This is a genomic window from Collinsella aerofaciens (assembly GCF_028207065.1).
Lineage (GTDB): Bacteria > Actinomycetota > Coriobacteriia > Coriobacteriales > Coriobacteriaceae > Collinsella > Collinsella aerofaciens_AR.
Window position 1 is genome coordinate 59,267 of record NZ_JAQLFP010000005.1, and the last position, 23,790, is coordinate 83,056.

Here is a 23,790-nt window from a genome sequence, read left to right on the forward strand (position 1 = left end):
AGACTTTGCGTGCATAAACCAGTCGAAAACGCCGAGCGCCCTCGCATCATCGGCTAACGGTGGACCGTATAGCGTAACGGTCACAATCACCGCAGCTCTACAAATCGAGGCGCCCTTGCCAGAGCGCCTCGATTGAGCGTATCAAATTGTCGCCACGCCCTACAGCGCGCCGGAGCCAGCTTGCATCATACCGCCGGGGCCCGAGGTCACGCCACTACTCACAGGCGCAGCGTTTCCGGTGTGCGGCGCTGCCGGAGCGGTATCGCCACCGAGCGTGCCCGCCGGACGCGGTGCCGGGATCTCGCCCGTACCATGGCTAAAGACAAACTTGCCGTCGGCCACATCGCACAGGACGGTATCGCCACTGCCCCACTCGCCGGCCAGCAGCTCCTCGGACAACGGATCCTCAATGAGCTTTTGGATGGCGCGGCGCAGCGGACGCGCACCGTTGGTGAGGTCGGTGCCCTCGGCCACAATCTTGTCGTAGGCCGCATCGGTGAGCTTGATGTTCATGCCGTTGGCAATCAGGCGCTGGCGCAGGTCGTCCACCAGCAGGTGAGCGATCTTGGTCAGGTTCTCGCCCGAAAGCTTCTGGAACACCACGATGTCATCGATACGGTTGAGCAGCTCGGGGCGGAACAGGCGCTTGAGCTCGCCCATCGCACGGCCGCGGATCTCGCTCGACGTGAGACCCTGCTTGCCGGTGGTGCCAAAGCCCACGCTCGCATCCTGCGCGATCTCGCGGGCGCCCACGTTGGACGTCATGATAATCACGGTGTTGCGGAAATCGACCGTCTTGCCCTGGCTATCGGTCAGGCGGCCCTCCTCCAGCACCTGTAGCAGGATGTTGAAGATATCAGGGTGCGCCTTCTCGATCTCGTCGAACAGCACGACCGAGTACGGATGACGGCGAACAGCCTTGGTGAGCTGGCCGCCCTCGTCGTGACCCACGTAACCCGGAGGGCTACCGATAAGCTTGGAGACCTCGAACTCGCTGCCAAACTCCGACATGTCGAAGCTGATGAGCGCGTCCTTGCTGCCAAAGAGATACTCGGCGAGCGTCTTGGCAAGCTCGGTCTTGCCCGTGCCGGTGGGGCCCAGGAAGATAAAGCTGCCGCCGGGGCGGCGAGGGTCCTTGAGCGGCGAGCGGCTGCGGCGCACGGCCTTGGCAACGGCCTCGACGGCCTCGTCCTGGCCGATAATGCGGGTCTTGAGCACGCTTTCGGCCTGCAGCAGGCGACGGCTCTCGCTCTCGGTGAGCGAAGACACCGGCACGCCCGAGGTCACGGACACGATGTCGGCAATCTGGGAGATATCGATGGTGAGCGGACTGGCGTCGAGCTCGGCCGTCCAGGCAGCCTTGGCCTCGGCGAGTTCAATCTCGGCAGCCTTCTGCTGCTCGGTGATCTCGGCGGCCTTGTTCATGTCGTCGCTCTCGGTAGCCTCCTGTGCGGCAGCCTTGAGTTCCTCGATGCGATGCTCGGCCTCGCGCACCGGCTCGGGTGCGCGATTCGCGGCGATGCGAGCGCGGGCACCGGCCTCGTCAATGAGGTCGATGGCCTTATCGGGCAGGAAGCGATCCTGAATGTAGCGGTTGGAGAGGTTCGCAGCGGCCTCGATGGCACCCTGCGTGTAACGCACGTGGTGGTGCTCCTCGTAGCGCGGCTTGAGCGCAGTCAGGATCTTGACCGTGTCCTCGACGCTCGGCTCCTCGACATCGATGGTCTGGAAGCGACGCTCGAAGGCCGGGTCCTTGGTGAGGTACTTGCGGAATTCCTCGGCCGTGGTGGCGCCGATAATCTGGAAGGCACCGCGCGCGAGCACAGGCTTGAGCATGGAGCTCGCGTCGATGGAGCCCTCGGCAGAACCGGCACCGATGATGGTGTGCATCTCGTCGATAAACAGGATGACGTCGTCGGCTTCGGTTGCCTCCTGGATTACGTTCTTGAGGCGCTCCTCAAACTCACCGCGATACTTGGCGCCCGCCACGAGGCCCGGCAAGTCGAGCGTCCAGATGTTCTGGTTCATAAGGTTCTCGGGCACGTTGCCGGCTGCAATCTGCTGAGCCAGACCCTCGACGATGGCCGTCTTGCCCACGCCGGGGTCGCCCAGAATGAGTGGGTTGTTCTTGGTGCGGCGCGAAAGAATTTCCATCATACGCTGGACTTCCTTTTCGCGACCAATCACCGGATCGAGTTCGCCGTCGCGCGCCTTCTGCGTAAGGTTGGTCGCGAACTGCTTAAGCGTATCGGTGCCACTCCCCTTTTGCTGAGAGGCATCCGAGCCGCTAAAGAACGGCAGGCCCGCACCGGGACGCCCGGCACCGGCACCGGCGAGCGGACGCTTCTTGTCCTGGTCCTTGGCGGTGAGTTTCTCGATAGCCTTTTTGATGGAGGCGGACGACACGCCCAAGCGCATGAGGATGTCCATGGCCATGCCGTTGCCCTCTTCGACGATACCGATGAGCAAGTGCTCAGTCGACACGTAGGTCTGGTTGTTCTCACGCGCCACGCGGAATGAACGCTCCATCACGCTAATGACGAGCGGCGTAAAGGCGAGCTTGGCCGCCTCGGTCTCCTCACTGGGCCCGGGAACCGTGGTCTGGACCTCTTTGAGAGTATCCATGATGTCATCGTAGGAGATGTCGAGCGAACGCAGTGCCTCGGCGGCAATGCCCTCGTCCTCCTTGGCAAGCGCGAGCAGCAGGTGCTCGGTGCCCACCTTATTTGAGTGTAGATCGAGCGCCTCTTGCTTGGCCATGGACATGACCTTGCGCGCACGATCGGTAAAACGGTCTAACATGCTAGTTCCTCTTAGACGAGCTAGTTTTTTCAAACGCAAAGCGCCGCCCCGCGGCAGCGCTTTGGTCTCTTTACCCATATGGAGTATATGTTAACCGTTGGGACCTTTCCCGCCCGTAGCCGCGTGACAACGTCTACAAAAAAGGAATCGCTTCGGTCCGCTTGGCGGTTTGGTTTTGCGCTGCTGTCTAGCAGGCGGGCTCGGCGTCCATGCTCTCGGCAACGTCATTGACGGCATCGGCAACGGGAGCGCCAGGCATGTGCACGAGCTCCATATGCCGCTCTTCAAAGACGGTTCCCATGGGGAAGGCGCGGCGGAAGACAAAGCGAGCAACCGGACCAGCCACCAGCAGGTTCCAGGGCAGGGCCATGATAAAGTTGCGCGGAATGTTGACGAGCCACATCATCGGCAGCGCTTGCAGGTTTGCGAGCGGGCCGCCGGGCATGTGGAACAGGCCCTCGCACGCACCGTAGAGCGACATGATGATGACCATGGGAACGACCATGCAGGAGCTGACGGCGAGCGTCATGGCAAGAGGAGAGCTCTTGCCCGGCGTGACCAGGAATTTAAAGGCGAAACCCTTGGCAAGGGGGCTGGCGACGAACCAGTCGCAGCACATGGCAAAAACGTAGGCAACGGGGAAGCCGAGCCATGTGGCGGCAACAACCTCGCCGTTGATGGCCCCATGCTGCAGGGCAACGTTGTAGATGCTCATCCAGAGCACCATACAAAAGCACATGATAAAGGTGAACAGCAGGCTCTCTCGTTTGTTGATAGGCATAAAGGGCAGATTCCTCTCTGTATTGTGCCGCGGCACCACGCAACAAAAAAGGGCGGGCGAGATGGAGCTGTTGGGACTTCATCTCGCCCGCCCGTGGTACGTGCGTCTGCGACTACTTATGTGGTGAAACCAGCCTAGCACGAAACGCATGCGCTTCGTAAGCGTTGAGTTTATGAAGATGCAGGGCACCAATAATCCCCCGACCCCCTAAGTTGCGGTGGAATACGGACTGTTTTGGCCCTTTAAGCGGCAATTCAGTCCCTATTTCACCGCAACTCATTTGGTGCAAAGCAACCTGTCCCCCTTGCACCAATTAGCTGGTGTGGCGCCAGCGAGGGTCGGTGAGCGTACGCGCCACACCCAGGCCAACGGGCAAAAACGCCACGATGAGCACTGCACGCACAAACCAGCCGAGCATATTGACCGTGTCGAATGTGCACATGTAATACATCGAGCGATACAGATACAAGCCCGGCACCATAATGACAATCGATGGCACCGTGAGGGCGATACGTGGGTAGGTGAGCTTGATTTCGGCTAAGCTCGCGAGCAGCCCCGATACCAGCGCGCCAATAAACGCTGCCGCCTCGGGAGGCATACCTACGCTCAGGCCCAGGAAGGGAAACAGCGCCGGCGCATCGACGAGCGTAAGGCGCAAGGTATTGGACACGGCGCCGATCAGCCCAGCTGCCGCGGCCATCTTTACCGGGCTGTTGAACATCACCGAGAAGCCGAATACGCCAACGAAGCTCATCACCACGCGCAGGAGCGTAAGGGCAAGCGGCGAAAGGCCGAGCGGGGCAAAATCATCCGGTGCCAGCCCCACACACTCGGCAACCATCCAGCCCACAAGGGTCGCCATCACAATAATCGACACGGCATACGAAAGACGCTCAATGCCGCTTCGCATATCGAGCTTAGCGATGTCGAGGCCTGCCGTAATGAGGGGAAAGCCGGGAATCACAAAGAGCATGGCGCCGATATAGCCTTCTTGGTGCGACATTGCCCCCGGTACGACCTGGCCAAGGCCGAGCAATGCCAGCAGATACGAAACGCAAGCGAGCGCAACGCCAATCGTCAGCGCGCTAAACTGGCCAAGACCCTGCTTGAGAATATGAGAGCGAGCAAAGTTGCCAACACCAGCGCCTACGAATGCGCAGGCCATCTCGATAGGGCCGCCGCCGAGCAAAAAGACGAAGGCGCCGCAAGCACAAGCTGCCGCAAGGCCCTGTTGCCAGGGAGAGTAATCGGGTTTTGAACTCTCAACGGTCTTGAGCATCTCGTGGTATTCGTGCACGGTAAACCGGCGCCCATACGTCTCGATTTCCTTTAGGAAGCTCTCCATCATCCAAATGCGATGGGTATTGACTCCCGTTGTGGGCAGGCTGACAACCTCGTTAAAGCAGTGGCCATCTTCGATGCAGGTGCACTCAAACGACAGAAGACTTAAGTCAACGTGGACGGTGACACCGAGTACGGCGGCGACGCGATTCATGGTATCGCGTACACGCCAGGCACCCGTTCCGCTCGCGAGCATAAGCATACCGGTGCGGCAGATGATGGATGACTTATCGGTGAGCGGCGCATCGACGGCAAGCTCATCGCCTGCCGTCACGATCTGGTGCCAGTCTGTTTTCATATGGAGTGCGCCGGCACGAACACCGTGGTGCATGGGGGCTCTCGAAAGCAGCGAGTCAAGGCGCGAAGACTGTGGGGGCTCCGTTGATTCGTCCTCAACCTCATCAGTCTCTTCATCGACCAGATCAAATGAGTCAAGCGATGCCGGCTCGCGACGATCGATTAGCTCCTCATCCTCATCGTCAAAGTAATTAAACTGATCGAGCATGTCCTCTTCGATTGCACGCTCGCTCGCGTCGTCCATATAGACGCTCCCTTCCTACCGACTAACCCCCATCCTAGGCAGCGACGGCTAAAGGAAACATAAAAGAGACGGCTGCCATGCGAGCCATGTGCTCAATAGCCGTTGGGTAGTCGTTTAAGAACGTCCCCAATGACTATTGACGGCCAAGGCAACGCCGATGTATTGGCAACGTCAGCGAGCGGGCCGCATTTGAGACAAGGTGACGTGAAACGAAAGGGCGCTGACCTTCTGGTCGCGCCCTTGAAATTGAACGTCAGATTGTCCAAATGCGGCCCGCGCAGCGTCGGCCGGTCCGCCGTTCGGTAGAACGGCGGAACCAATTAGCACATCTTTGCGCCGGCGGGGATGGAAGCGTCGAGCTGAATCAGATTGAGGCGCTCCTCGCCCTCCTCCTCGTGAATAGCGCTGATGAGCATGCCGCAGCTGGGGATGCCCATCATCTTGCGCGGAGGAAGGTTGGTGATGGCGAGCAGGGTCTTGCCGACCAGGTCCTCGGGCTCATAGTATTCATGGATGCCGGAGAGGATGGTACGGTCGGTGCCGGTGCCGTCATCGAGCGTAAAGTTCAACAACTTCTTGGACTTCTTGACGGCTTCGCACGCCTTGACCTTCACGGCGCGGAAATCGCTCTTGGAGAAAGTATCAAAGTCGACGAACTCCTCAAACAGCGGCTCGACGGCGATCTTAGAGTAATCGAGCGTAGGCTTGAGCGGCTTGACGAACGGGCTTGCGGCGTTGCCGGCCTCGGCGGCCTTGGCGGCAGCAGCACCGGACTGGAAACCCTTCTCGGGCTTCATGTGCGGGAACAGCAGGACATCGCGGATGGAGGCCTGGTTGGTGAGCAGCATGACCACGCGGTCGATACCGATGCCGATGCCGCCCGCGGGAGGCATGCCGTACTCGAGGGCGCGCACGTAGTCCTCGTCGTACTCCATAGCCTCGTCGTCACCGCCAGCCTTCTCGGCCATCTGGGCGGCAAAGCGCTCGGCCTGGTCGACCGGGTCGTTGAGCTCGGAGAACGCGTTGGCGTACTCGTGACCGGCGATAACCAGCTCAAAGCGGTGCGTCAGGCGCGGGTCGTCCTCAAAACGTTTGGCGAGCGGGCTGACCTCGATGGGGTAATCGCACACGAAGGTCGGGTTGACGATGGTGTCCTCGCCCAGCTCATCGTAAATCTCGGCGATGATCTTGCCAGCAGTCCATTCGGGCTTGATCTCCAGGCCCTTCTCGCGCGCGGCGGCAGCAAGCTCCTCGACCGGCGTGTCGATGGTGACTTTCTTGCCGAGCACGTCAGAGACAATATCAGTCATGGGGCGGCTTGCCCACTCACCGGAAAGATCGATGGTCTGGCCCTGGTACTCGATGACCTCGGGGTTGCCGATGGCCTTGTTGGCAGCCTTGATGACACCCTGGGCAAGCGCCTTCATGCCCTCGAGATCGGAGAAGGCACGGTAGGCCTCCATCGTGGTGAACTCGGGGTTGTGGGTGAGGTCCATGCCCTCGTTGCGGAAGATGCGGCCGATCTCGAACACACGCTCAAAGCCGCCGACGATGCAGCGCTTGAGGTGCAGCTCGGTAGCAATGCGCAGATAGCACTCCTGGTCGAGCGCGTTGAAGTGCGTGATGAACGGCTTAGCTGTGGCGCCACCCTGGATAGTCTGCAGGATGGGGGTCTCGACTTCCATGTAGCCGTCGGACTCCATGAAGCGGCGGAAGGTGGAGAGAATCTGCGAACGCTTGCGGAAGGTCTCGCGGACATCGTCGTTGGCGATCAGGTCGACGTAGCGCTGACGATAACGGGTCTCCTTGTCAGAAAGACCGTGGAACTTCTCGGGCAGCGGACGAACGGCCTTGGCAAGCAGGGTCGCGCTTTTAGGGGCAACGGAGAGCTGACCGCGCTTGGTGCGCACAACCACGCCGGTCACGCCCAGGATGTCGCCCAGGTCGAGGGACTTGAGCGTATTCCAGGCAGCCTCGTCCATGTCGTTGATGCGGCAGAACAGCTGAATCTCGGCAGTCGCATCGCGCACGACGATGAACATGATCTTGCCCTGACCGCGCTTGGCGACCACACGGCCGGCGATCTTCACGACGTCCTCGGTGTCCTCGCCATCGGCAAGCTCGGCGTACTTAGCCTCGATATCGGCAACGTAGTCCTCAAGCTCAGAGTGCTCGGGATAGGGGTCCTGACCCGCCTCGAACAGGGCGGCGCGCTTGGCCAGGCGGGTGGCGCGCTCGTCGTTGAGCGTCGATGCCTGATCTGCGGCGTTCTGGTTCTCTGCCATAAGTTAGCTCCTCAAACTAAAACGCTCCCCAGGATTCGGTCCCAGGGAGCGAAAACATACCTTTACGCGGGACCGTGGTCTAGCGTGCAATCTTGGCGATGGTGTAGACGCGAGTCTTGCCGGAAGGCGTAACGACCTCGACGGAGTCGCCCTCGCCGTGACCGATGATGGCGTGGCCGACCGGAGACTCGTTGGAAATCTTGTGCTCGAGCGAGTTGGTCTCGGTGGTACCGACGAGCGTGACTTCCATGACCTCACCGTTGGGATCAATCAGAGAAACGGTGGAACCGATGGAGACGGTCAGATCGCCCGTGGTGGCAGCAACCTGAGCGTTGGCGAGGATGGCCTGGATCTCGGCAATACGAGCGGCGTTTTGGGCCTGCTTGTCCTTGGCGGCATCGTACTCGGAGTTCTCCGAAAGGTCGCCGAACGCGCGGGCTTCCTTGATGTCCTCGACGATCTCCTTGGCGTAATCGCCCTCACGCCAAGCGAGCTCCTCAACGAGCTTCTGGCGGCCCTCAGCGGTCAGTACGATTTGGCTTGCGTCCATACGGATATCTCCCCAACTCTGATCAAACAATCAACTGTCAACAAAACGAAAAAGACCGGCTAGCCTGCGGGCAAGCCGGTCAGGTGCTCACCCCAAAGGGATGGGACTACTCTGCGTCCGCGTCGCTGTCCTCTGCCTGCTTCTTCTTGGCAGCAGCGAGCTTGGCCTCGAGCTCAGCGATCTCCTTGTCCTCCTCGGACTGCTCGACCACGACCTCCTCGGCCTGCTTGGTCTCGGCCTTATCGTCGCCCTCCATACCCTCACGGATATTCTTGACGGTAGAGCCGAGGGACTTGCCGAGCTTCGGCAGGTTCTTGGGCCCGAAGATAATCAGGACAACGACGAGAATAATGATGAGCTCAGGAGCCCTCAGTCCAAACATGTAGACCTCCACAATACAGCGAGACAAGCTCGAATGAGTATACCGCGGGTATCGCGGTATCACAACAATAGCTAAAAAAAGGGACCGCAAGAAGCGGTCCCTCCTCATGCTCTGGTCGGGTTGACTGGATTTGAACCAGCGACCCCTGCGTCCCGAACGCAGTGCTCTACCAAACTGAGCCACAACCCGTTAGCTCGACTATAGTAACAAAGATTTTCGCCGCGTGCTAGAGAAAATTTTATTTCTTTGGCGCGTCGATTTGAACCGTGTTGGGAATGAGCTCCGTCGCGCAGGACCACCAGCCGTTTTGCTGGGCAGCGTCGGCAAGCCTTTCGGCCGTGGCGGCGGTGTCGCAAATGGCAAATGAGCAGGCACCCGATCCGCACACATCTACAGCAACGGTGCCGTCCTGTTTACGCAGCCAATCGAGAACCATTTGAATCTGCGGCTCCATCTGTGCGGAAATGGCACCCAGGTTGTTGTGGACGAGCGCGTAGGCCGCCTCTGCGTCTCCCGAGCGAAGGGCAGATGCGATCGCGCCGGGCTTGTCTGCAGGCACCGGGGCCTCGTCAAAACGTCGATAGGCTTCAATTGTCGAAACGCTTGCCTCGCGCGGCTTGACCAACACGCCGGGCGTTGCGGGCAGCGCGGGATACTCAGTTGCCAGCACGTCTCCCCCACCTACGTAGAACGCAGGGCTCGCGTGCAAAAAGAACGGGACGTCAGCACCAATACCCCGCGCAATGTCGTCGAGCGCGGGGTCGGTGCGATCAATTCCCCAGAGCTCCGCCAAGGCGACAATGACCGCGGCCGCATCCGTCGAGGGGCCGCCCAAGCCGGCGCACAATGGAATGCGCTTCTCAATCATCACGCAGATGTTTGCCTCGCGACCATAATGCTCGGCCATAGCAACCGCAGCCCGATACGCCGTATTCTTTTGCATGGGAAAATCTGATGCCGGAACCGTCTGGACGGTCAGCGCCTGCGCCGGCGCGACCGTCACGGAATCGGAAAGACCGACGGCTGCCATCAGGGAATCGACCCTGTGGTAGCCGCGGTCATCGCGCTCGGTATGAACCCCCAGGTAGAGGTTAATCTTTGCCGGCGCGGAAAGGGTCAGGGACCGATCGGTCACCGTTAGTGCTCCTCGAGCTGATTGCCGAGCGGGGTAAAGATATGCTCGCCGCTCTCGGGGTCGAACAGCTCGACCTGCCCGGTGAGGACATCGATATACTGGTAGGACTGACGCGACTTGCGGCCGCGACGTTCGTCAACCTCGACGATAAAGACGGCGGGGTGGACGCTCTTGATGGTGCCCATGCGCTCGACGACGCGGGTGCGGCCCATGTTGGCCTTCACCTTGACGCGATCGCCCACCATATCGGTCAGCTTCTCGTGGATGTCGTCGACGTGATTGACTTCCATCTCTTCCATGAACAGGGCCTCCAGAAGGTGCAATTCAAAAAGGGGATAATACCCCTAAGATAGACAAAACTCTAATACTATAGCACCCTGCTGCCGCCATATGCAAGTAGCTAAATAAACCCCGTCCCAAATACGTACCAGACGACAACCTCGCATGACCAGTTGTTACGCGGTTTGGTAAAACCGCGTAACCTAAAGGTTGTCCGTGTCCAAGACGATGGTGAATGGGCCGTCGTTGACCAAGTCGACTTTCATATCGGCGCCAAAGATGCCGTGCGCCACGTGTTCGACATCTTGACGAACGAGCGTCAGGAAGTACTCGTAGAGCTCGTTGGCAACATCGGGCGCGCCTGCATCGGTAAACGACGGACGGCGACCGTGGCGGCAGTCAGCGAACAGCGTGAACTGCGACACCACGAGCACCTCGCCGTCGACATCGGCAAGTGCCAGGTTGGTCTTGCCGTTCTCGTCCTCGTTGATGCGCAAGCCCCGGAGCTTGCCCCACAGCTTATCGGCCTCGGCGCGCGTGTCGCCGTGGCCCACGCCCAGCAGCACCAGATAGCCGCGCCCAATTTTGCCCACGCACTCGCCGTCGACCGTCACGCCGGCGTTGAGTACGCGCTGCACCACCGCACGCACGGCCTACTCCTCGCCCGTCAGTTTGGCGGATAGGTGCTCGAGCGCATGGAATCGATGGCTGATGGCGTTCTTCTCGTCCGCCGTCAGCTCGGCCATGGTCTTGCCCGGCGTGTCGACCGGCAGGAACAGCGGGTCATAGCCAAAGCCGTGATCGCCGCGGCCCTCGTGTGCGATAACGCCCTCGCAGGCGCCCTCGCCATAGGTGACCAGACCATCCGTGTCGATAAGCGCAACGACGCTCATAAAGCGCGCGGTGCGGTCCTCGTCCGCCACGCCTTCCAGGTTAACGAGAAGCTTGGCGTTGTTGGCGGCATCGTCTCCGTGCACGCCCGCATAGCGCGCGCTATACACGCCCGGCTCGCCGTCAAGCGCGTCGACGACCAAGCCCGAATCGTCGGCAATGGCCATGAGCCCCGTCTCTTCGACGGCAGCCTGCGCCTTGATGATGGCGTTCTCCAAAAACGTCGTGCCGTTTTCCTCGGGGTCCTCAAAATCGCCCAGCTGGCCGAGCGCCACAAAGCGAACCTCGGGCATGACCTTGCCCAAAATGGCCTCGATCTCGGTGAGCTTATGGGCATTGCCCGTTGCCACGACGATGGTCGCCGCCGGGTCGAGGGTGTCGATATCGATCTTCTCTAGTGCCATGACTGGCTTCCTTGTCTCTATAGCAATGCCGCCCAAGGGAAACTGGCCTCGAGCCCTCTCCCCTCCCTGGCGACAGAAACCTTATACTTCGACGTTTTCCCAGATAAAACCTACCAAAATTAACATCCCTTTTTGGCAGGTTAGGCGAGGGCTTGGCGCTGAAGCTCGATGAGCTCGGCAACGCCCTTGTCGCCCAGGTCGAGTAGGGCGTTGAGACGCTTACGGTCGAAGGGCGCCTGCTCGCCGGTACCCTGAAGTTCGATCATCTCGCCGGTGTCGGTGGCGACGAGGTTCATGTCGACTTCGGCGTGGCTGTCCTCGGAATAATCGAGGTCAAGCAGCGTATTGCCGTCGACAACGCCCATAGAGATGGCAGCCACCTGGCCGGTAAGCGGGATGCGCTCGATCTTGCCTGCCTCGACCCACATGGCGAGGGCGTCGTGCAGCGCCACCCAGGCGCCGGTAATGCTCGCCGTACGCGTACCGCCATCGGCCTGGATCACGTCGCAGTCGACGGTGACGGTGTACTCGCCGAGCGCCTTCATGTTGACGACGGTACGCAGGCTGCGACCAATGAGGCGCTCGATCTCCATGGAGCGGCCTTTGCGGTTGGCGTGCTCGCGCTTGCAGCGCTTGCCGGTCGATGCCGGCAGCATGGCGTACTCCGCCGTTACCCAACCGGCCTTGGCGCCCTTGCGCCAGCCCGGCACGCCCTCCTCGATGGTGGCAGCGCACAGCACGCGCGTATCGCCAAACTCGGCCAGGCACGAACCGTGGGCGTGCTTCATAACGCCGCGAGTAAGCTTGATGGGGCGCAGCTCATCGGCGGCGCGGCCGTTGGCGCGGTTAACCTGCATGTACTCCATAGAAATATCCTTTCGGCAAAAGATGTGGCGAAGGCTTTGGCGGCTGCCTTACATCTATTTCAGCTCATCGATATCGATATGTTCGATGCTCTTGAGCGGCTGACCAAAGATAAAGCTGCCCGCCACCGCAAACTCGGCAATGTTATCGGCCGTCGTGGCAAAACGATGCTGCGGCTCGGCGGCGTCGCCCGCCAGCTGCTCGCGGCGCGTGAGGATATCGGTCAGCTCGCGCGTGGTCTCCTCGGCGGAACTTACGACGCGCACCCCAGGCCCCAGCGCATGCCGGATAGGTCCCACCAACAGCGGAAAATGCGTACAGCCGAGCACCACGGTATCGATACCGTGGTCGCGCAGCGGCTCAACCGTGGCACCCACCAGCGCACGCACGGCAGGCGTATCGAAGATGTCCTCGTTCTCGAGCCACTGTTCCTGCAGATGTGCACCCGAGGCGAGCTCGTGTTCGACAACCTCGACAAAGCTCGAGGCAGGACAACCGTATACATCGACGCCGGCATCTAGATCCTGAATGGCGCGCGTGTAGGCGCCCGAGCGAATGGTGAGGTTGGTGGCGAGCACGCCCACGCGACGCGAACGGGTGCTGTTGATTGCCGCACGGGCACCCGGCGCGATCACGCCGATCACGGGAACGTCGAGCACCTGCTGGGCCAGACGCAAGGCCGCAGCTGTCGCCGTGTTGCAGGCGATGACCATAATCTTGACGTCGTGCTTCGACAGCCAACGGCCCGCCTGCAACGCAAACGAGCGCACCTCATCCTCGGTGCGCGTGCCGTAGGGGCAGCGTTTGGTGTCGCCGAAGTAGTAAACGGACTCATGCGGCAGCGCCGTCGCGATGGCGCGCGCAACCGTCAGACCGCCCAAACCAGAATCGAACACGCCAATCGGGCGCGTGTCGCCTGTCGGATTCTCGATATCGGACATTACCTCACCAGTCTCTCTCGAAAAGACATGTCCAAGTGCGGCGACGCCGCGCTACGAACGCGCCGCGACCAGCAGCTCTGCCGTCGCCGCCCAACCGTCGACAATTTTGCCGCGCGTAACGAAAGCGTTCTCGCAAGCAGCCAGGAACTCGGGCGCGCCGGCGCTCGTCAGGCCATTCTCGACCAGGCAGAACGTGCCCACGTGATCGGCCATGTAGAAGTCGGACTCGGAATCGCCGAGCGCGAGCGTCTCCTCGCGCTCAATCCCCAGGTGCTCGCAGAAGCGCGCGATGGCAACGCCCTTGTTGAGGCCGGCGGGATTGATGTTAAACGCGCGACCGTCCTCGACGCGATCGAGCTCGAGCGTCGTCGGCTTGGACAGATGCGTCAGGTGACCGTTACAGGCCCACACCAGGCCGCAGCCGGCCTCGTCCAGGATGGCCTGGACCTCATTGTCGGGCACATCGCCGCGCATGCCGACGGTGACCTCGCGGTACTTGTAGCCGGTCGACATGTCGTTGTGATACTCGATCTTGTGCGGCCAGCGGGCAAGAATCTTCTCGCACACGCCGGTCTGCTCGATCACCTGGTGCGGAGTAAGGCCGCAGGCGGGGTCGTAAGGCATGTCGCCAGTCAGATACTCCCAATCGTTGGCTTTGAGGTCGTACATGACCAGGCCGCCCATCTCACCGATGTAGGAGTTGAGGCCGAGCACGCGCGCATCCTCGTGGATCATTGTACGGTTGCGGCCCGAGGTGGGAACCACCTGAATACCAGCGCGGGCAAGTGCCACGACGGCCTCGACGAGTTTGGTCGAGGGGTTACCGTCGTTGTCGCGCAGCACGCACGAGCCGGGCGCGAGCATCGTGGCATCCAGGTCGGTAAAGACGTACTTGACCTTGGCCAAGCGCTCGCGCATCTCGCCCGAAAGCTCGGCAACGGTCGGCAGGGTGTTGTGGGACATGGTTACTCCGTTTACGTAGAAGGGTTTGGACTTGGACGGCATGTTTTGATTGAGGGAACACGCTTATGGCGACAGCGCACTCAGGGCGCCGCCGCCATCATGGTTCATTAGTCAAACTGGGTAACATCGATCAGGCGATTGGCCAGCGAAAGGTCGCTCTCGATGGGCACGAACTCGTCGCCCACGTGCATGAGCTCCTCGTCACCCTTTGCCAGCAGCAAGACAATGGTGGGAGCATCGGGGTTGACGTACTCCTCGCGCGCCGCCTTGAACGCCGCATGCACAGCGGCTTCGCGGTCGAGGATGATCTTGTTCGGCGTATCGTCGGGAACATGCTCGGCAAGCTCGCGACAGACCTTCATCGGGTCCTCGTGAGCCGGGTCCTCGTTGGCAAAGATCATCAGGTCGGAATATGGTGCGGCCTCGCGCGGAAGCTGCTCGCGGCGCTCCTGCGCCTTGCCGCCGGCAGCGCCAAACACTGCAATGACTGGACTAGCGGGAAACGCGCGCTTGACCGACGAGAAAAGCGAACGGAACGAAAGCTGGTTGTGCGCATAGTCAACGACGCAGATCACGCGGCCGTCCTTCGACTCCACGACCTCCATACGGCCCGGCACACGCAGTTTGGAGAGGCCCTTCTTGATAGCTTCGATACCGATGCCGATCTCGTGCGCAGCGGCGATAGCGACCAGCGCGTTTTCCACGTTAAAGTCGCCCGCGATGCCCAGCAGGACCTTCTCCCCCGCCTCGGACTCGTCGGCACACAGGCCATGCAGGTTAAACTCGATGTTAAAGCCGACCACGCGGACATCGCTTGCCCACAGGCTTGCCTCGGGATGCTCGACGCCAACGGTCACCAAGCGCTCGGCCGTCGACGCTGCCTCCAGCACACGGTCAACCTCTTCGGTGCCCAGATTCACCACGGCGGTCTTTGCCTGGTCAAAGATCCTGAGTTTGCTCTCAAAATAATCCTCAAACGTGGGGTGTTCGATCGGCGAGATGTGGTCACGCCCGATGTTGAGGAAGCACGCCACGTCAAACGGCAGATTCTCGACGCGTTGGTACTTGAGCGCCTGGCTCGAGACCTCCATGACCATGGACTGGCGACCGGACTCACGGCAGTTGGCGATATGGCGCCAGACCTCGGGGGCCTCTGGCGTGGTATTGGTGCTCTCGTAGCACTCGATACCATCGTCGGTACTCACCGAGCCGATCATGCCGCAGGACTCGCCCGCCGCTTTGATAATCGACTGGAGCATAAAAGCGGCCGTGGTCTTTCCCTTGGTACCGGTGATGCCCACGATCTTGACGTCGTGGTCGGGACGGTCGTAGACCTCCGGCGGCAACAGGGCCATGGCCGTGCGAACGCTATCAACAACCAGCATCGCAGCACCGCTCTCCTGCGCCAGCGGCTCCAGAGACTCGACCAGCGACTCTTCGCACACAAATGCGACGGCGCCCGCATCGAGCGCCATGCTCAAAAACGCGGGCTTAAAGGCAGCGCCTTTGCAAAAGAACACGTCACCTGCCGAGACCGCGCGCGAATCAAACGAGCAGCCGGTCACGGCACGCTCGTCAACCTGCTCTGATGCGCGCAGCTCGCCGCACACATCGAGAAGCTTGGCAAGCGTATCGACCGTGGTCACGGTCGCGGAATCCGAATGGTGCATCTTTCACCTTTCTCAGCCATTTGGCAGGGACGGTTTTTATAGTAACTGAAACGCACCCACGCAAAAACGGCTCCCGGAGGAGCCGTTACGCGCAGGCGTTCGTAAGCCGAGGCTAGGCAGCCTGAACAGCGGGCTGGTCCTCGTCGATAAAGAAGCGCTTGTACCACACCAGGAACACGAGCGGCGTATAGATCTTGCGCTGGAAATCGCCCTTGCCCGCAAAGTGCAGATCGAGCAGGTGCATGAGCTCGTCGGTATCGAAGAACTCGCTTGCCCACGGCGCGGTGAAGTACTCCTTGACATAGTCGTACCACTTTTGCTCGCGCAGCCAGTAGACAATCGGCACCGGGAAGCCCACCTTGGGACGGGTGGCCCACTCATCGGGCAGCGACTTGTTGGCAGCGTGGCGGAGTACCTGTTTGTTGCCGTTCTCGTTGATGCGGTAGCGGTCGGGAATGTGCTCGGCGAACTCCATGACTTTGCGGTCCAGGAAGGGCACGCGCAGCTCCAGCGAGTGCGCCATGCACATCTTGTCGGCCTTGAGCAGAATGTCGCCCGGAAGCCACATGTTCATGTCCAGGTACTGCTTCTTGACCAGCTCGGGCTGACCCTTCACGCGCGCATAGATGGGAGCGGCAAGCTCGAAGGCGCCATCGCCGGTGTTGTACTCGGGCTTGAGCACGCCGTCGACCTCGCGCTCCGGCCATACCAGAGCCTGTCCCAGGAACGACTTCTCAGGGATCTCGGCACCCTTGACCAGGAAGTTATGGCCCTTGAAGTACGGCATATGCAGCGCCAGGTTACCGAGCGCGCGACGGATGGGCAGCGGCACCATCTTTTTGTACTTGCGGACTGGGACCGTGTCCTCGTAGTAGGCGTAGCCGCCAAAGAGCTCGTCGGCGCCTTCACCCGAAAGCACGACGGTGACGTCCTTGCGGGCCATCTCGGCCAAGAACCACAGCGGCACGGAAGACAGGTTGGACTGCGGCTCGTCCATGTGATACTGGATGTCCTCGAGCGCACCGAAGAACTCGTCGGCGGTTATCATCTTGCGGACATTCTCGACGCCGAGCTTGTCAGAAAGTTCCTTGGCGTAGTTGGTCTCGTTGAAATCCTTGTAATCGAAGCCCACCGAGAAGGTCTTGTCGGGCATGAGACAAGCGGCGATATAGCTGGAGTCGACGCCGCCGGAGAGGAACGAAGCGACCTTAACATCAGCGATGCGATGGGCCTCGACGCTCTCGTGCACGACCTCGTCCAGCTCGTCGACGTACTCCTCGAACGGCTTCTCGACGGCAGAGTAATCGCAATCCCAATAGCGCTCGATGTTCATCTTGCCGGTCGGGATGTCTACGGTAAAGTAATGCGCCGGCGGCAGCTTGTAGACACCCTCGAAGAAAGTCTCCTCGGTTGCCGAATACTGCAGCGTCATGTACGGACGCAGGGCCTTTTTGTTGACCGCCTTGTGGAAGTGCGGGTAGTCCAGGAAGCTCTTGATCTCGGAGCCAAAGAGCACGCCCGGAGCGCCGTCGCCCGCATCGGCCATGGGATAGTAGTAGAGCGGCTTGATGCCAAAGATATCGCGGGCGCCAAAGAGCTTGTTCTTCTTCTTGTCCCAGATGACGAAGGCGTACATGCCGCGCAGGCGATCGAGTACGGCCTCGCCCCACTCCTCGTAGCCGTGCAGAAGGCTCTCGGTGTCGGCGCCGCAGTGGAACTTGTAGCCCTTGGCCTCGAGCTCGGAACGGAGTTCTTGGAAGTTGTAGATCTCGCCGTTGAAGACAATGACGACGCTACCGTCCTCGTTGGCCATAGGTTGGGCGCCAGCCTCGGTCAGGTCGAGGATCGACAGGCGGCGGAAGCCGAGGGCAACGCGGCCGTCGATAAACTGACCGCCCATGTCGGGACCACGATGGACGATGCGGTCCATCATCTTGGTGAGCACCTCGGATTGGTTATCCGTCCCACCGACAAAACCGACAAAACCGCACATATACTATCCCCTCTGCTGTTGCTGGGCATCAAATCGAATCAGTAGCTTTTGAGTATACCCGAGGGCGTAAAGAGGGGCGGAATGTTCAGGCAATCTCAACTGAATCAGCTCCGCTGTGACACGCGTCGGTTACCTTTAATGGATATGAGGTGAATGAGGCGATTGTTTTGCTATACTCTCTCCGCACGGGCGATTGGCGCAACGGTTAGCGCAGGTGCTTTACACGCACAAGGCTGGGGGTTCGAATCCCTCATCGCCCACCATTGAATTGGAAACGGTCCTCGCAAGGGGACCGTTTTTGTTTGGGCCCAGCGCATGGGGTTCGAACCCGCCAGGGTACGGAGCTGAGGAAACGCGCAAGCGTTTTCCAGCGCAGCACGCGAGGAGCGGAGCGGCGAAGCGGGGCGCGGGCGGCGCCGGCCGCACGCGGACATCCCTCATCGCCCACCACTGAATTGTTAGGCCTCCAGCGATGGAGGCCTTTCCTTTTTCAGGCCCAGCGCATGGGATTCGAACCCGCCAGCACGTCTGTCACAAAGGCCGTGGCCAAAAAATGGCAAAAATGAGTACTGCTACCTTGCTTACAACATATCAAAAGATAGTATTTGCTTAAGTTACGCAACATATGTCCATTATAAGGACTAACAATTGGATCAAAATCGTACATTCATCGCCATTTCGACTAGCTATCTGGCCTTATTAGTCCAAAATTGCTGCTACCAAATCGATAACAGTACTCATATTTGATGTTTTTTGACCAGCAGGTCTCCCCGCCTTAGCAAATCTAAGGCAAAACGGGCTCCAGACCGCTGAATCATGCCACATAGGGCACGTCCGCAGTCCGGAACCCGGTCAAAGTTAAGTTATTTCGCTGTGTTAGGCCAAAACGTCCGACAGGATCTCGATCAGACTGTCCACGTCGGATTCGTCGCAGACGAGCGGCGGCAGGAAACGCAGCGTATGGGCACCCGTAGCGTTAATCACGGCACCAGCCCCCAATGCACGGGCCACAACGTCGTGTGCATCACCCGCAGTATCGTCCAGATCGCAGCCGAGCATCAAGCCGCGGCCACGCACCTCGGTCACGTTCGGCAGCTTGGCGAGCTTTGCCTCCATATAGGCGCCTACCTTGGCAGCGTGGTCGGCATAATCGCCGCGCACGAGTGCGGAGAGCGTCGCGGCACACGCCGCGATGGCCAAGCAGCTACCGCCAAAGGTCGAGCCGTGGTCGCCCGGCTTAAACACGTCGGCAATCTCCTTCTTTGCCACGACGGCACCCATGGGCACGCCATCAGCAATGCCCTTGGCAAGGCTCATGATGTCGGGTTCCACGCCATAGGTTTGGAATGCAAACGGCTTGCCGGAGCGGAAGATGCCGCACTGGACCTCGTCGGCGATAAGCACGGCGCCCACTTCGTGTGCCAGGTCGCGCGCTGCCGCCATAAACTCCTCGGTCATGGGGTGCACACCGCTCTCGCCCTGGATCGGCTCGAGCATCACGGCACAAATTTCGCTCCCCAGCTGCTTAAAGATCGCACGCAGTTCATCGATATCGCTGGGCGTGCAGGCCACAAAGCCACCCGGCAGTGGGCGGAAACTATCCTGCAGCCAATCCTGCATGGTGGCGGCAATGGTCTCGAGCGTACGGCCGTGGAAGCCGCCGCGCATGCACACGATGGTGTTGCCGCCGTTACCGGCACGCTTGGCGTACAGGCGCGCGAGCTTCATCGAGCCCTCGTTGGCCTCGGCGCCGGAGTTGGCAAAGAAGGTCTCCCACACCTGCTCGTCCGCAGCCGGGGCACCAAGAGCAGCTGCCGTGGTCTCATCGCCGGCGGCAATGGCATCGGCAAGCACGCGCGCACCACCTGCGTCGTCGTTAGCAAGCTTGGACAGCAGCGCCGCGACCTGTCCGCGCTGCTCAATGTAGAAGTAATTGGAGACATGCATGAGCTTTTTGGTCTGTGCCTCAAGTGCCGAGAGCACAGCCAGGTTGCCATGACCTAGGCTGCACACGCCGATGCCGGCAAGAAAGTCGAGGTACTCACGGCCATCGTCGCCGGTGAGCTTCATGCCGTGACCCTCGACAAACTCGACCGGAGAGCGGCCAAAGGTATGCATAACGTAATGGGATTCAAGCGATTGCTGAGCTGCAAGTGACATGGGATACCTTTCGTTGGGCGCCAGACGGCGCGGGGCTATGGGTGTAGGAATGGGGCGGCTGCGGGTCAGCTAGACCGTCTGAAGCTTCTCGACCTCGTCAAGATTCTCGGTCAGACGCGCAGCAAACGTCGAAAGCGGATGCGGATGCGTATCGAACTCGTAAGCCGTCTCGGTGGAATGGATCACGGTGCCGACGCCGGCATCGGTCAGCAGCTCCAGCAGCAGCGAATGCGGCGTGGTGCCGTTGATGATGTGAGCGCGAAATACGCCGCCGGCAAGCGCATCGACGGCCGCACGCAGCTTGGGAATCATGCCCTTATCGACCTCGCCGCCGTAGAGCATTTCGTTAACCTCGTCGAGCGTTAGGTTGGAGATGAGTGAGTCTTTATCGCTAAAGTCCTTGTACAGGCCGTCGACGTCGGTCAAAAAGATCGCCTTATGCGCATGCAGCGCCGCCGCAACGGCACCGGCGGCGGTATCGGCGTTGATGTTGAAGAAACCGCCGTCCTCCCCCGCCGCGACGGTAGCGATGACGGGGATGTACTCGCTATCGAGCAGGCGCTCGATATAGTCGGTGTTGACGTGCGTGACCTTGCCTACGCGGCCGAGTTCGGGGTCGAGTGGCTCGGCGATGAGCGTGCCAGCATCGCTGCCCGACACGCCCACGGCCAGGTTGCCGTGGTGGTTGATGGCGACAACCAGCTCCTGGTTAACCTTGCCGCCCAGCACCTCGCGCACGATATCCATAGTCGCCGGCGTGGTCACGCGCTGGCCGTTCTTAAACTCGACGGGGATGTCATAGTGGCTCAGCGCCTCGTTGATAGCCTTGCCGCCGCCATGCACGATAACGGGGCGCATGCCGATGATCTTAAGCAGGACGATGTCGCTCATCACGTCGCGACGCAGCTGCTCGTCGACCATGGCGGCTCCGCCATATTTGATAACAACCGTCTTGCCGGTCAGGTTCTTAATCCACGGCAGCGCTTCGAACAGCAGCTGCGCGGTTGCTTCGTTGGATTCGCTCGAACGACAATCGCGTGCGAATTTCATAGTCTGCCTCGTCTTTCGTATCGTTATCGCGCCGTGCTCCGCTGTCCGCAATCGCGGCAAGATGCGCAGCGTGCCTGGAATCTAGGAACGGTAGTCGCCGTTGATGGAGATGTACTCATGCGTGAGGTCGCAGGTCCACACGGTCGTTGCCGCGTCGCCTGCGCCCAGGTCGGCCGAGATCACGATCTCGGGCGCCTCAAAACGTCGTAGAGCCTCGTCCTCGTCAAAGGGAACAGTCAGACCGTCGCGACAGACAGGCATGCCCATCATGTCGATGGAAACGTCTTCCTGATTAAACTTCACGCCGCACTTGCCAAGCGCCATGGCAACGCGGCCCCAGTTGCAGTCGTGGCCGGCGATGCAGGTCTTAACGAGCGGCGAGTTGGCAACGGCACGGGCGGCGATATCGGCCTCCTCGTCGTTAGCGGCGCCGGTAACGTTGACCGTAACAAGCTTGGATGCGCCCTCACCATCGGCGGCGATATTGCGCGCCAGGCTCTCGCACACCTCGTGCACGGCAAATGCCAACTCGTCAAAGGCATTGGAGCCCTCAACGATAGGCTCGGCATCTGCGGCAGCGGCGCCGGAGGCAAGCATGATGCAGGTGTCGTTGGTCGAGGTGTCGGAATCGACCGTTACCTTGTTAAAGGTCTGCTTGACGGTCGAGAGCAGCAGGGCATGAAGTGCCGCAGGCTCGACGGGAGCATCGGTGGTGATAACTGCGATCATGGTGGCCATGTTGGGCATGATCATACCCGAGCCCTTGCACATTCCGCCTACCGTATAGACATTGCCCGCATGACCCGCGGCCTCACTGACGTAGGATACGGCGTACTCCTTGGAGTGCGTGTCGGTCGTCATGATGGCGCGAGCGGCATCGGCGCCACCGTGGGCGGAGAGCGCCTCGTAGGCAGCAGGAATGGCGGTCTCAAACGTGTCGATCGACAGAATCTGGCCAATCACACCCGTGGAGGCAACCAGAATCTGCTGGGGCTCGCAGCCGATGACCTGCGAGGCGATGTTGCACGTCTCGCGCGCGCAGGCAAGGCCCGTCTCGCCCGTGGCGGCATTCGCGTTGCCGGAGTTGATTGAAACGCCGGCGATGATGCCATAGCCCTTGCCCACACCGCCCAGGTTGGCGCGGCTCACCTGCACAGGCGCTGCGCAAAAGCGATTGGTCGTAAACACGCCGGCACCGGGACAGGGTTTATCGGGCACGACGAGCGCGTAATCCAAGCGCTCGGGATTCTTGCGAAAACCCGCATGAATACCCGCGGCCTTAAAGCCGGCCGCTACCGTAATGCCACCCTCGACGGCACGAATCTTGATATCGAACTGCTCTGTATTCATCGTCCTTACGACTCCTTATATCAAACAAAAAACGGACATCGGTTGGTGCGCCATGCCAGTCGTGATCATGAGACCAGCTTAAGAGTGGCGCCCCACTCGATGCCCGACTACCAAATCGTTAACAATCGAATGTGCTACACCGGGCACGCCACTGTGGGCAAGCCTCGTCGCTCGTCAAAGCCAAAGACGATATTGGCGCATTGGACTGCTTGGCCCGCAGCGCCCTTGCACAGATTGTCGATGGCGCCCGTCGCCACCAGCACGCCCGCGCGCTTGTTGAGCGCGAGGCCAATCTGGGCGGCGTTGGTGCCGACGACCGAAGCCGTCTTGGGCTGCTGGCCGGCGTCGAGCACGCGCACAAAGGTGCGTCCAGCGTAGAACTGCTTGTAATAGTCGACAACATCCTCAAGAGCCAACGTGTCGAGAGCCTGCGGCGCGAGCGGCAGCGTCACCGTGGAGAGCAGACCACGCTTGAGCGGTGCCAGGTGCGGGGTAAAGACGACGCGATCGGTCAGGCCCAAGATCTGCTCGATTTCGGGCGTGTGGCGATGCTTGCCCACGCCGTAGGCCTCCAAGTTCTCGTCGGCGCTGCAAAAATGGGTGCGGGCGTTGCAGGACTTACCGGCGCCCGTCACGCCGCTAATGGCATCGACAATCACGGGGCCGTTCTCGGCCACCCAGCCCGCGCGCACGGCGGGCGCGGCGGCAAGGCTCGTTGCGGTGGGATAGCAACCGGCGCAAGCGACCAGCACGGGTTTGCCGTCGGCATGGTCGGATGCGGCGGTCTCCAAGTCCTGGCAGAACAGCTCGGGCAGACCGAAGGCACGGGTCTTGAGCAGCTCGGGGCTCGTATGCTCGGCGGCATACCAAGCCTCAAAAACGGACGCGTCGTTCAGGCGGTAGTCGGCCGAGAGGTCAATGCAGGAGACGCCCGATGCAAGCAGCGCGGGCACCTGTACCATGGCAGCCGTATGCGGCACGGCAAGAAAAACCGCATCGCAGCTCTTGAGCTCGGGAGCGCTATGCGTGGTGAAAACCAGATCGCTCACGCCAGCAAAGCTCGGATACACCGCGGACAGCGGCTGGCCGGCATCGGCGTTGGACGTAATGGCAGCAAGTTCAAACTCGGGATGACCGAGGACGAGGCGAATGAGCTCGGCTCCGGCATATCCAGCCGCGCCGACGATTCCAACCTTCAAAGACATATCAGACTCCTTGTCTGCGATTTATGCACCGATGCGCATTTCGCAGCGGTCGTTATGAAGTGGGTTGAAACTTTAGCACCAAAAGATGCATGAATACGTAAATGGCTTGCATATTCATGCATTGAAACATTCCCGACACATTCGCTTGAAGGAATTGACAAATGGAGCGGGCCCCGTATTGACCGGCGCTCCTAACGGCGCCG

19 protein-coding genes and 2 tRNA genes are annotated in these 23,790 nt (G+C 60.5%); 1 reads left to right on the forward strand and 20 read right to left on the reverse strand.

Annotation, left to right across the window (positions count from 1 at the left end; translation table 11 throughout):
- Positions 1-159: 159 nt before the first annotated feature.
- The 16 genes from PMX72_RS02735 to asnB form a co-directional block, all read right to left on the reverse strand.
- A complete protein-coding gene (locus PMX72_RS02735; protein WP_271729162.1) occupies positions 160-2,802 on the reverse strand; it encodes an ATP-dependent Clp protease ATP-binding subunit in 2,643 nt (880 codons plus the stop codon).
- A 187-nt stretch (positions 2,803-2,989) separates the two neighbouring features.
- The gene (locus tag PMX72_RS02740) at positions 2,990-3,583 is read right to left on the reverse strand and encodes a DUF2798 domain-containing protein (RefSeq protein WP_271729163.1); all 594 of its coding nucleotides are present in this window, start codon (positions 3,581-3,583) and stop codon (positions 2,990-2,992) included.
- A 313-nt stretch (positions 3,584-3,896) separates the two neighbouring features.
- Positions 3,897-5,465: a threonine/serine exporter family protein gene (locus PMX72_RS02745; protein ID WP_199407875.1), complete on the reverse strand. Its 1,569-nt coding sequence runs from the start codon at positions 5,463-5,465 to the stop codon at positions 3,897-3,899.
- A 320-nt stretch (positions 5,466-5,785) separates the two neighbouring features.
- A complete protein-coding gene (gene lysS, locus PMX72_RS02750; RefSeq protein ID WP_271729164.1) occupies positions 5,786-7,750 on the reverse strand; it encodes a lysine--tRNA ligase in 1,965 nt (654 codons plus the stop codon).
- A gap of 79 nt (positions 7,751-7,829) precedes the next feature.
- Positions 7,830-8,300 (reverse strand): transcription elongation factor GreA, encoded by a 471-nt coding sequence (gene greA / locus PMX72_RS02755; protein WP_006234960.1) that lies wholly within the window; start codon positions 8,298-8,300, stop codon positions 7,830-7,832.
- Between the two features lie 106 nt (positions 8,301-8,406).
- Positions 8,407-8,682, reverse strand: coding sequence for a twin-arginine translocase TatA/TatE family subunit (gene tatA / locus PMX72_RS02760; protein ID WP_022094895.1), 276 nt, complete (start codon positions 8,680-8,682; stop codon positions 8,407-8,409).
- 112 nt (positions 8,683-8,794) lie between these two features.
- Positions 8,795-8,871 (reverse strand) — tRNA-Pro (locus tag PMX72_RS02765).
- A gap of 49 nt (positions 8,872-8,920) precedes the next feature.
- A complete protein-coding gene (gene ispE, locus PMX72_RS02770) occupies positions 8,921-9,817 on the reverse strand; it encodes a 4-(cytidine 5'-diphospho)-2-C-methyl-D-erythritol kinase (protein ID WP_233506758.1) in 897 nt (298 codons plus the stop codon).
- A 2-nt stretch (positions 9,818-9,819) separates the two neighbouring features.
- Complete coding sequence (locus tag PMX72_RS02775) at positions 9,820-10,116, reverse strand: Veg family protein (RefSeq protein ID WP_006234957.1); 297 nt, start codon at positions 10,114-10,116, stop codon at positions 9,820-9,822.
- A gap of 183 nt (positions 10,117-10,299) precedes the next feature.
- Complete coding sequence (dtd, locus tag PMX72_RS02780; RefSeq protein WP_089572532.1) at positions 10,300-10,746, reverse strand: D-aminoacyl-tRNA deacylase; 447 nt, start codon at positions 10,744-10,746, stop codon at positions 10,300-10,302.
- Between the two features lie 3 nt (positions 10,747-10,749).
- A complete protein-coding gene (gene rdgB, locus PMX72_RS02785) occupies positions 10,750-11,391 on the reverse strand; it encodes an RdgB/HAM1 family non-canonical purine NTP pyrophosphatase (protein ID WP_022094898.1) in 642 nt (213 codons plus the stop codon).
- Positions 11,392-11,531: 140 nt separating this feature from the next.
- Positions 11,532-12,257, reverse strand: coding sequence for a ribonuclease PH (gene rph, locus PMX72_RS02790; RefSeq protein WP_271729165.1), 726 nt, complete (start codon positions 12,255-12,257; stop codon positions 11,532-11,534).
- Positions 12,258-12,311: 54 nt separating this feature from the next.
- The gene (murI, locus tag PMX72_RS02795) at positions 12,312-13,196 is read right to left on the reverse strand and encodes a glutamate racemase (protein WP_271729166.1); all 885 of its coding nucleotides are present in this window, start codon (positions 13,194-13,196) and stop codon (positions 12,312-12,314) included.
- A gap of 51 nt (positions 13,197-13,247) precedes the next feature.
- The gene (locus tag PMX72_RS02800; RefSeq protein WP_117635958.1) at positions 13,248-14,159 is read right to left on the reverse strand and encodes an HAD family hydrolase; all 912 of its coding nucleotides are present in this window, start codon (positions 14,157-14,159) and stop codon (positions 13,248-13,250) included.
- Positions 14,160-14,266: 107 nt separating this feature from the next.
- A complete protein-coding gene (locus PMX72_RS02805) occupies positions 14,267-15,829 on the reverse strand; it encodes a Mur ligase family protein (protein ID WP_271729167.1) in 1,563 nt (520 codons plus the stop codon).
- A gap of 112 nt (positions 15,830-15,941) precedes the next feature.
- On the reverse strand, positions 15,942-17,822 hold the full coding sequence (gene asnB, locus PMX72_RS02810; RefSeq protein ID WP_271729168.1) for an asparagine synthase (glutamine-hydrolyzing): 1,881 nt from the start codon (positions 17,820-17,822) through the stop codon (positions 15,942-15,944).
- 187 nt (positions 17,823-18,009) lie between these two features.
- Between asnB and PMX72_RS02815 the strand changes: the two genes are divergently transcribed.
- A tRNA-Val gene (locus PMX72_RS02815) sits at positions 18,010-18,085 on the forward strand.
- A 613-nt stretch (positions 18,086-18,698) separates the two neighbouring features.
- On the opposite strand, the gene PMX72_RS02820 is transcribed toward PMX72_RS02815, so the two are convergent.
- The 4 genes from PMX72_RS02820 to argC all read right to left on the reverse strand — a co-directional run bounded on the left by PMX72_RS02820 (position 18,699) and on the right by argC (position 23,587).
- Positions 18,699-19,982 carry an aminotransferase class III-fold pyridoxal phosphate-dependent enzyme gene (locus tag PMX72_RS02820; RefSeq protein WP_271729169.1) on the reverse strand — a complete coding sequence of 428 codons (1,284 nt, stop codon included), beginning with the start codon at positions 19,980-19,982 and terminating at the stop codon, positions 18,699-18,701.
- Positions 19,983-20,051: 69 nt separating this feature from the next.
- Positions 20,052-21,032, reverse strand: coding sequence for an acetylglutamate kinase (argB, locus tag PMX72_RS02825; RefSeq protein ID WP_271729170.1), 981 nt, complete (start codon positions 21,030-21,032; stop codon positions 20,052-20,054).
- Between the two features lie 81 nt (positions 21,033-21,113).
- Entirely contained in the window at positions 21,114-22,382 is a 1,269-nt protein-coding gene (gene argJ / locus PMX72_RS02830) for a bifunctional glutamate N-acetyltransferase/amino-acid acetyltransferase ArgJ (protein WP_117775895.1), read from the reverse strand.
- Positions 22,383-22,516: 134 nt separating this feature from the next.
- The gene (gene argC / locus PMX72_RS02835; protein WP_271729171.1) at positions 22,517-23,587 is read right to left on the reverse strand and encodes an N-acetyl-gamma-glutamyl-phosphate reductase; all 1,071 of its coding nucleotides are present in this window, start codon (positions 23,585-23,587) and stop codon (positions 22,517-22,519) included.
- Positions 23,588-23,790 lie beyond the last annotated feature (203 nt).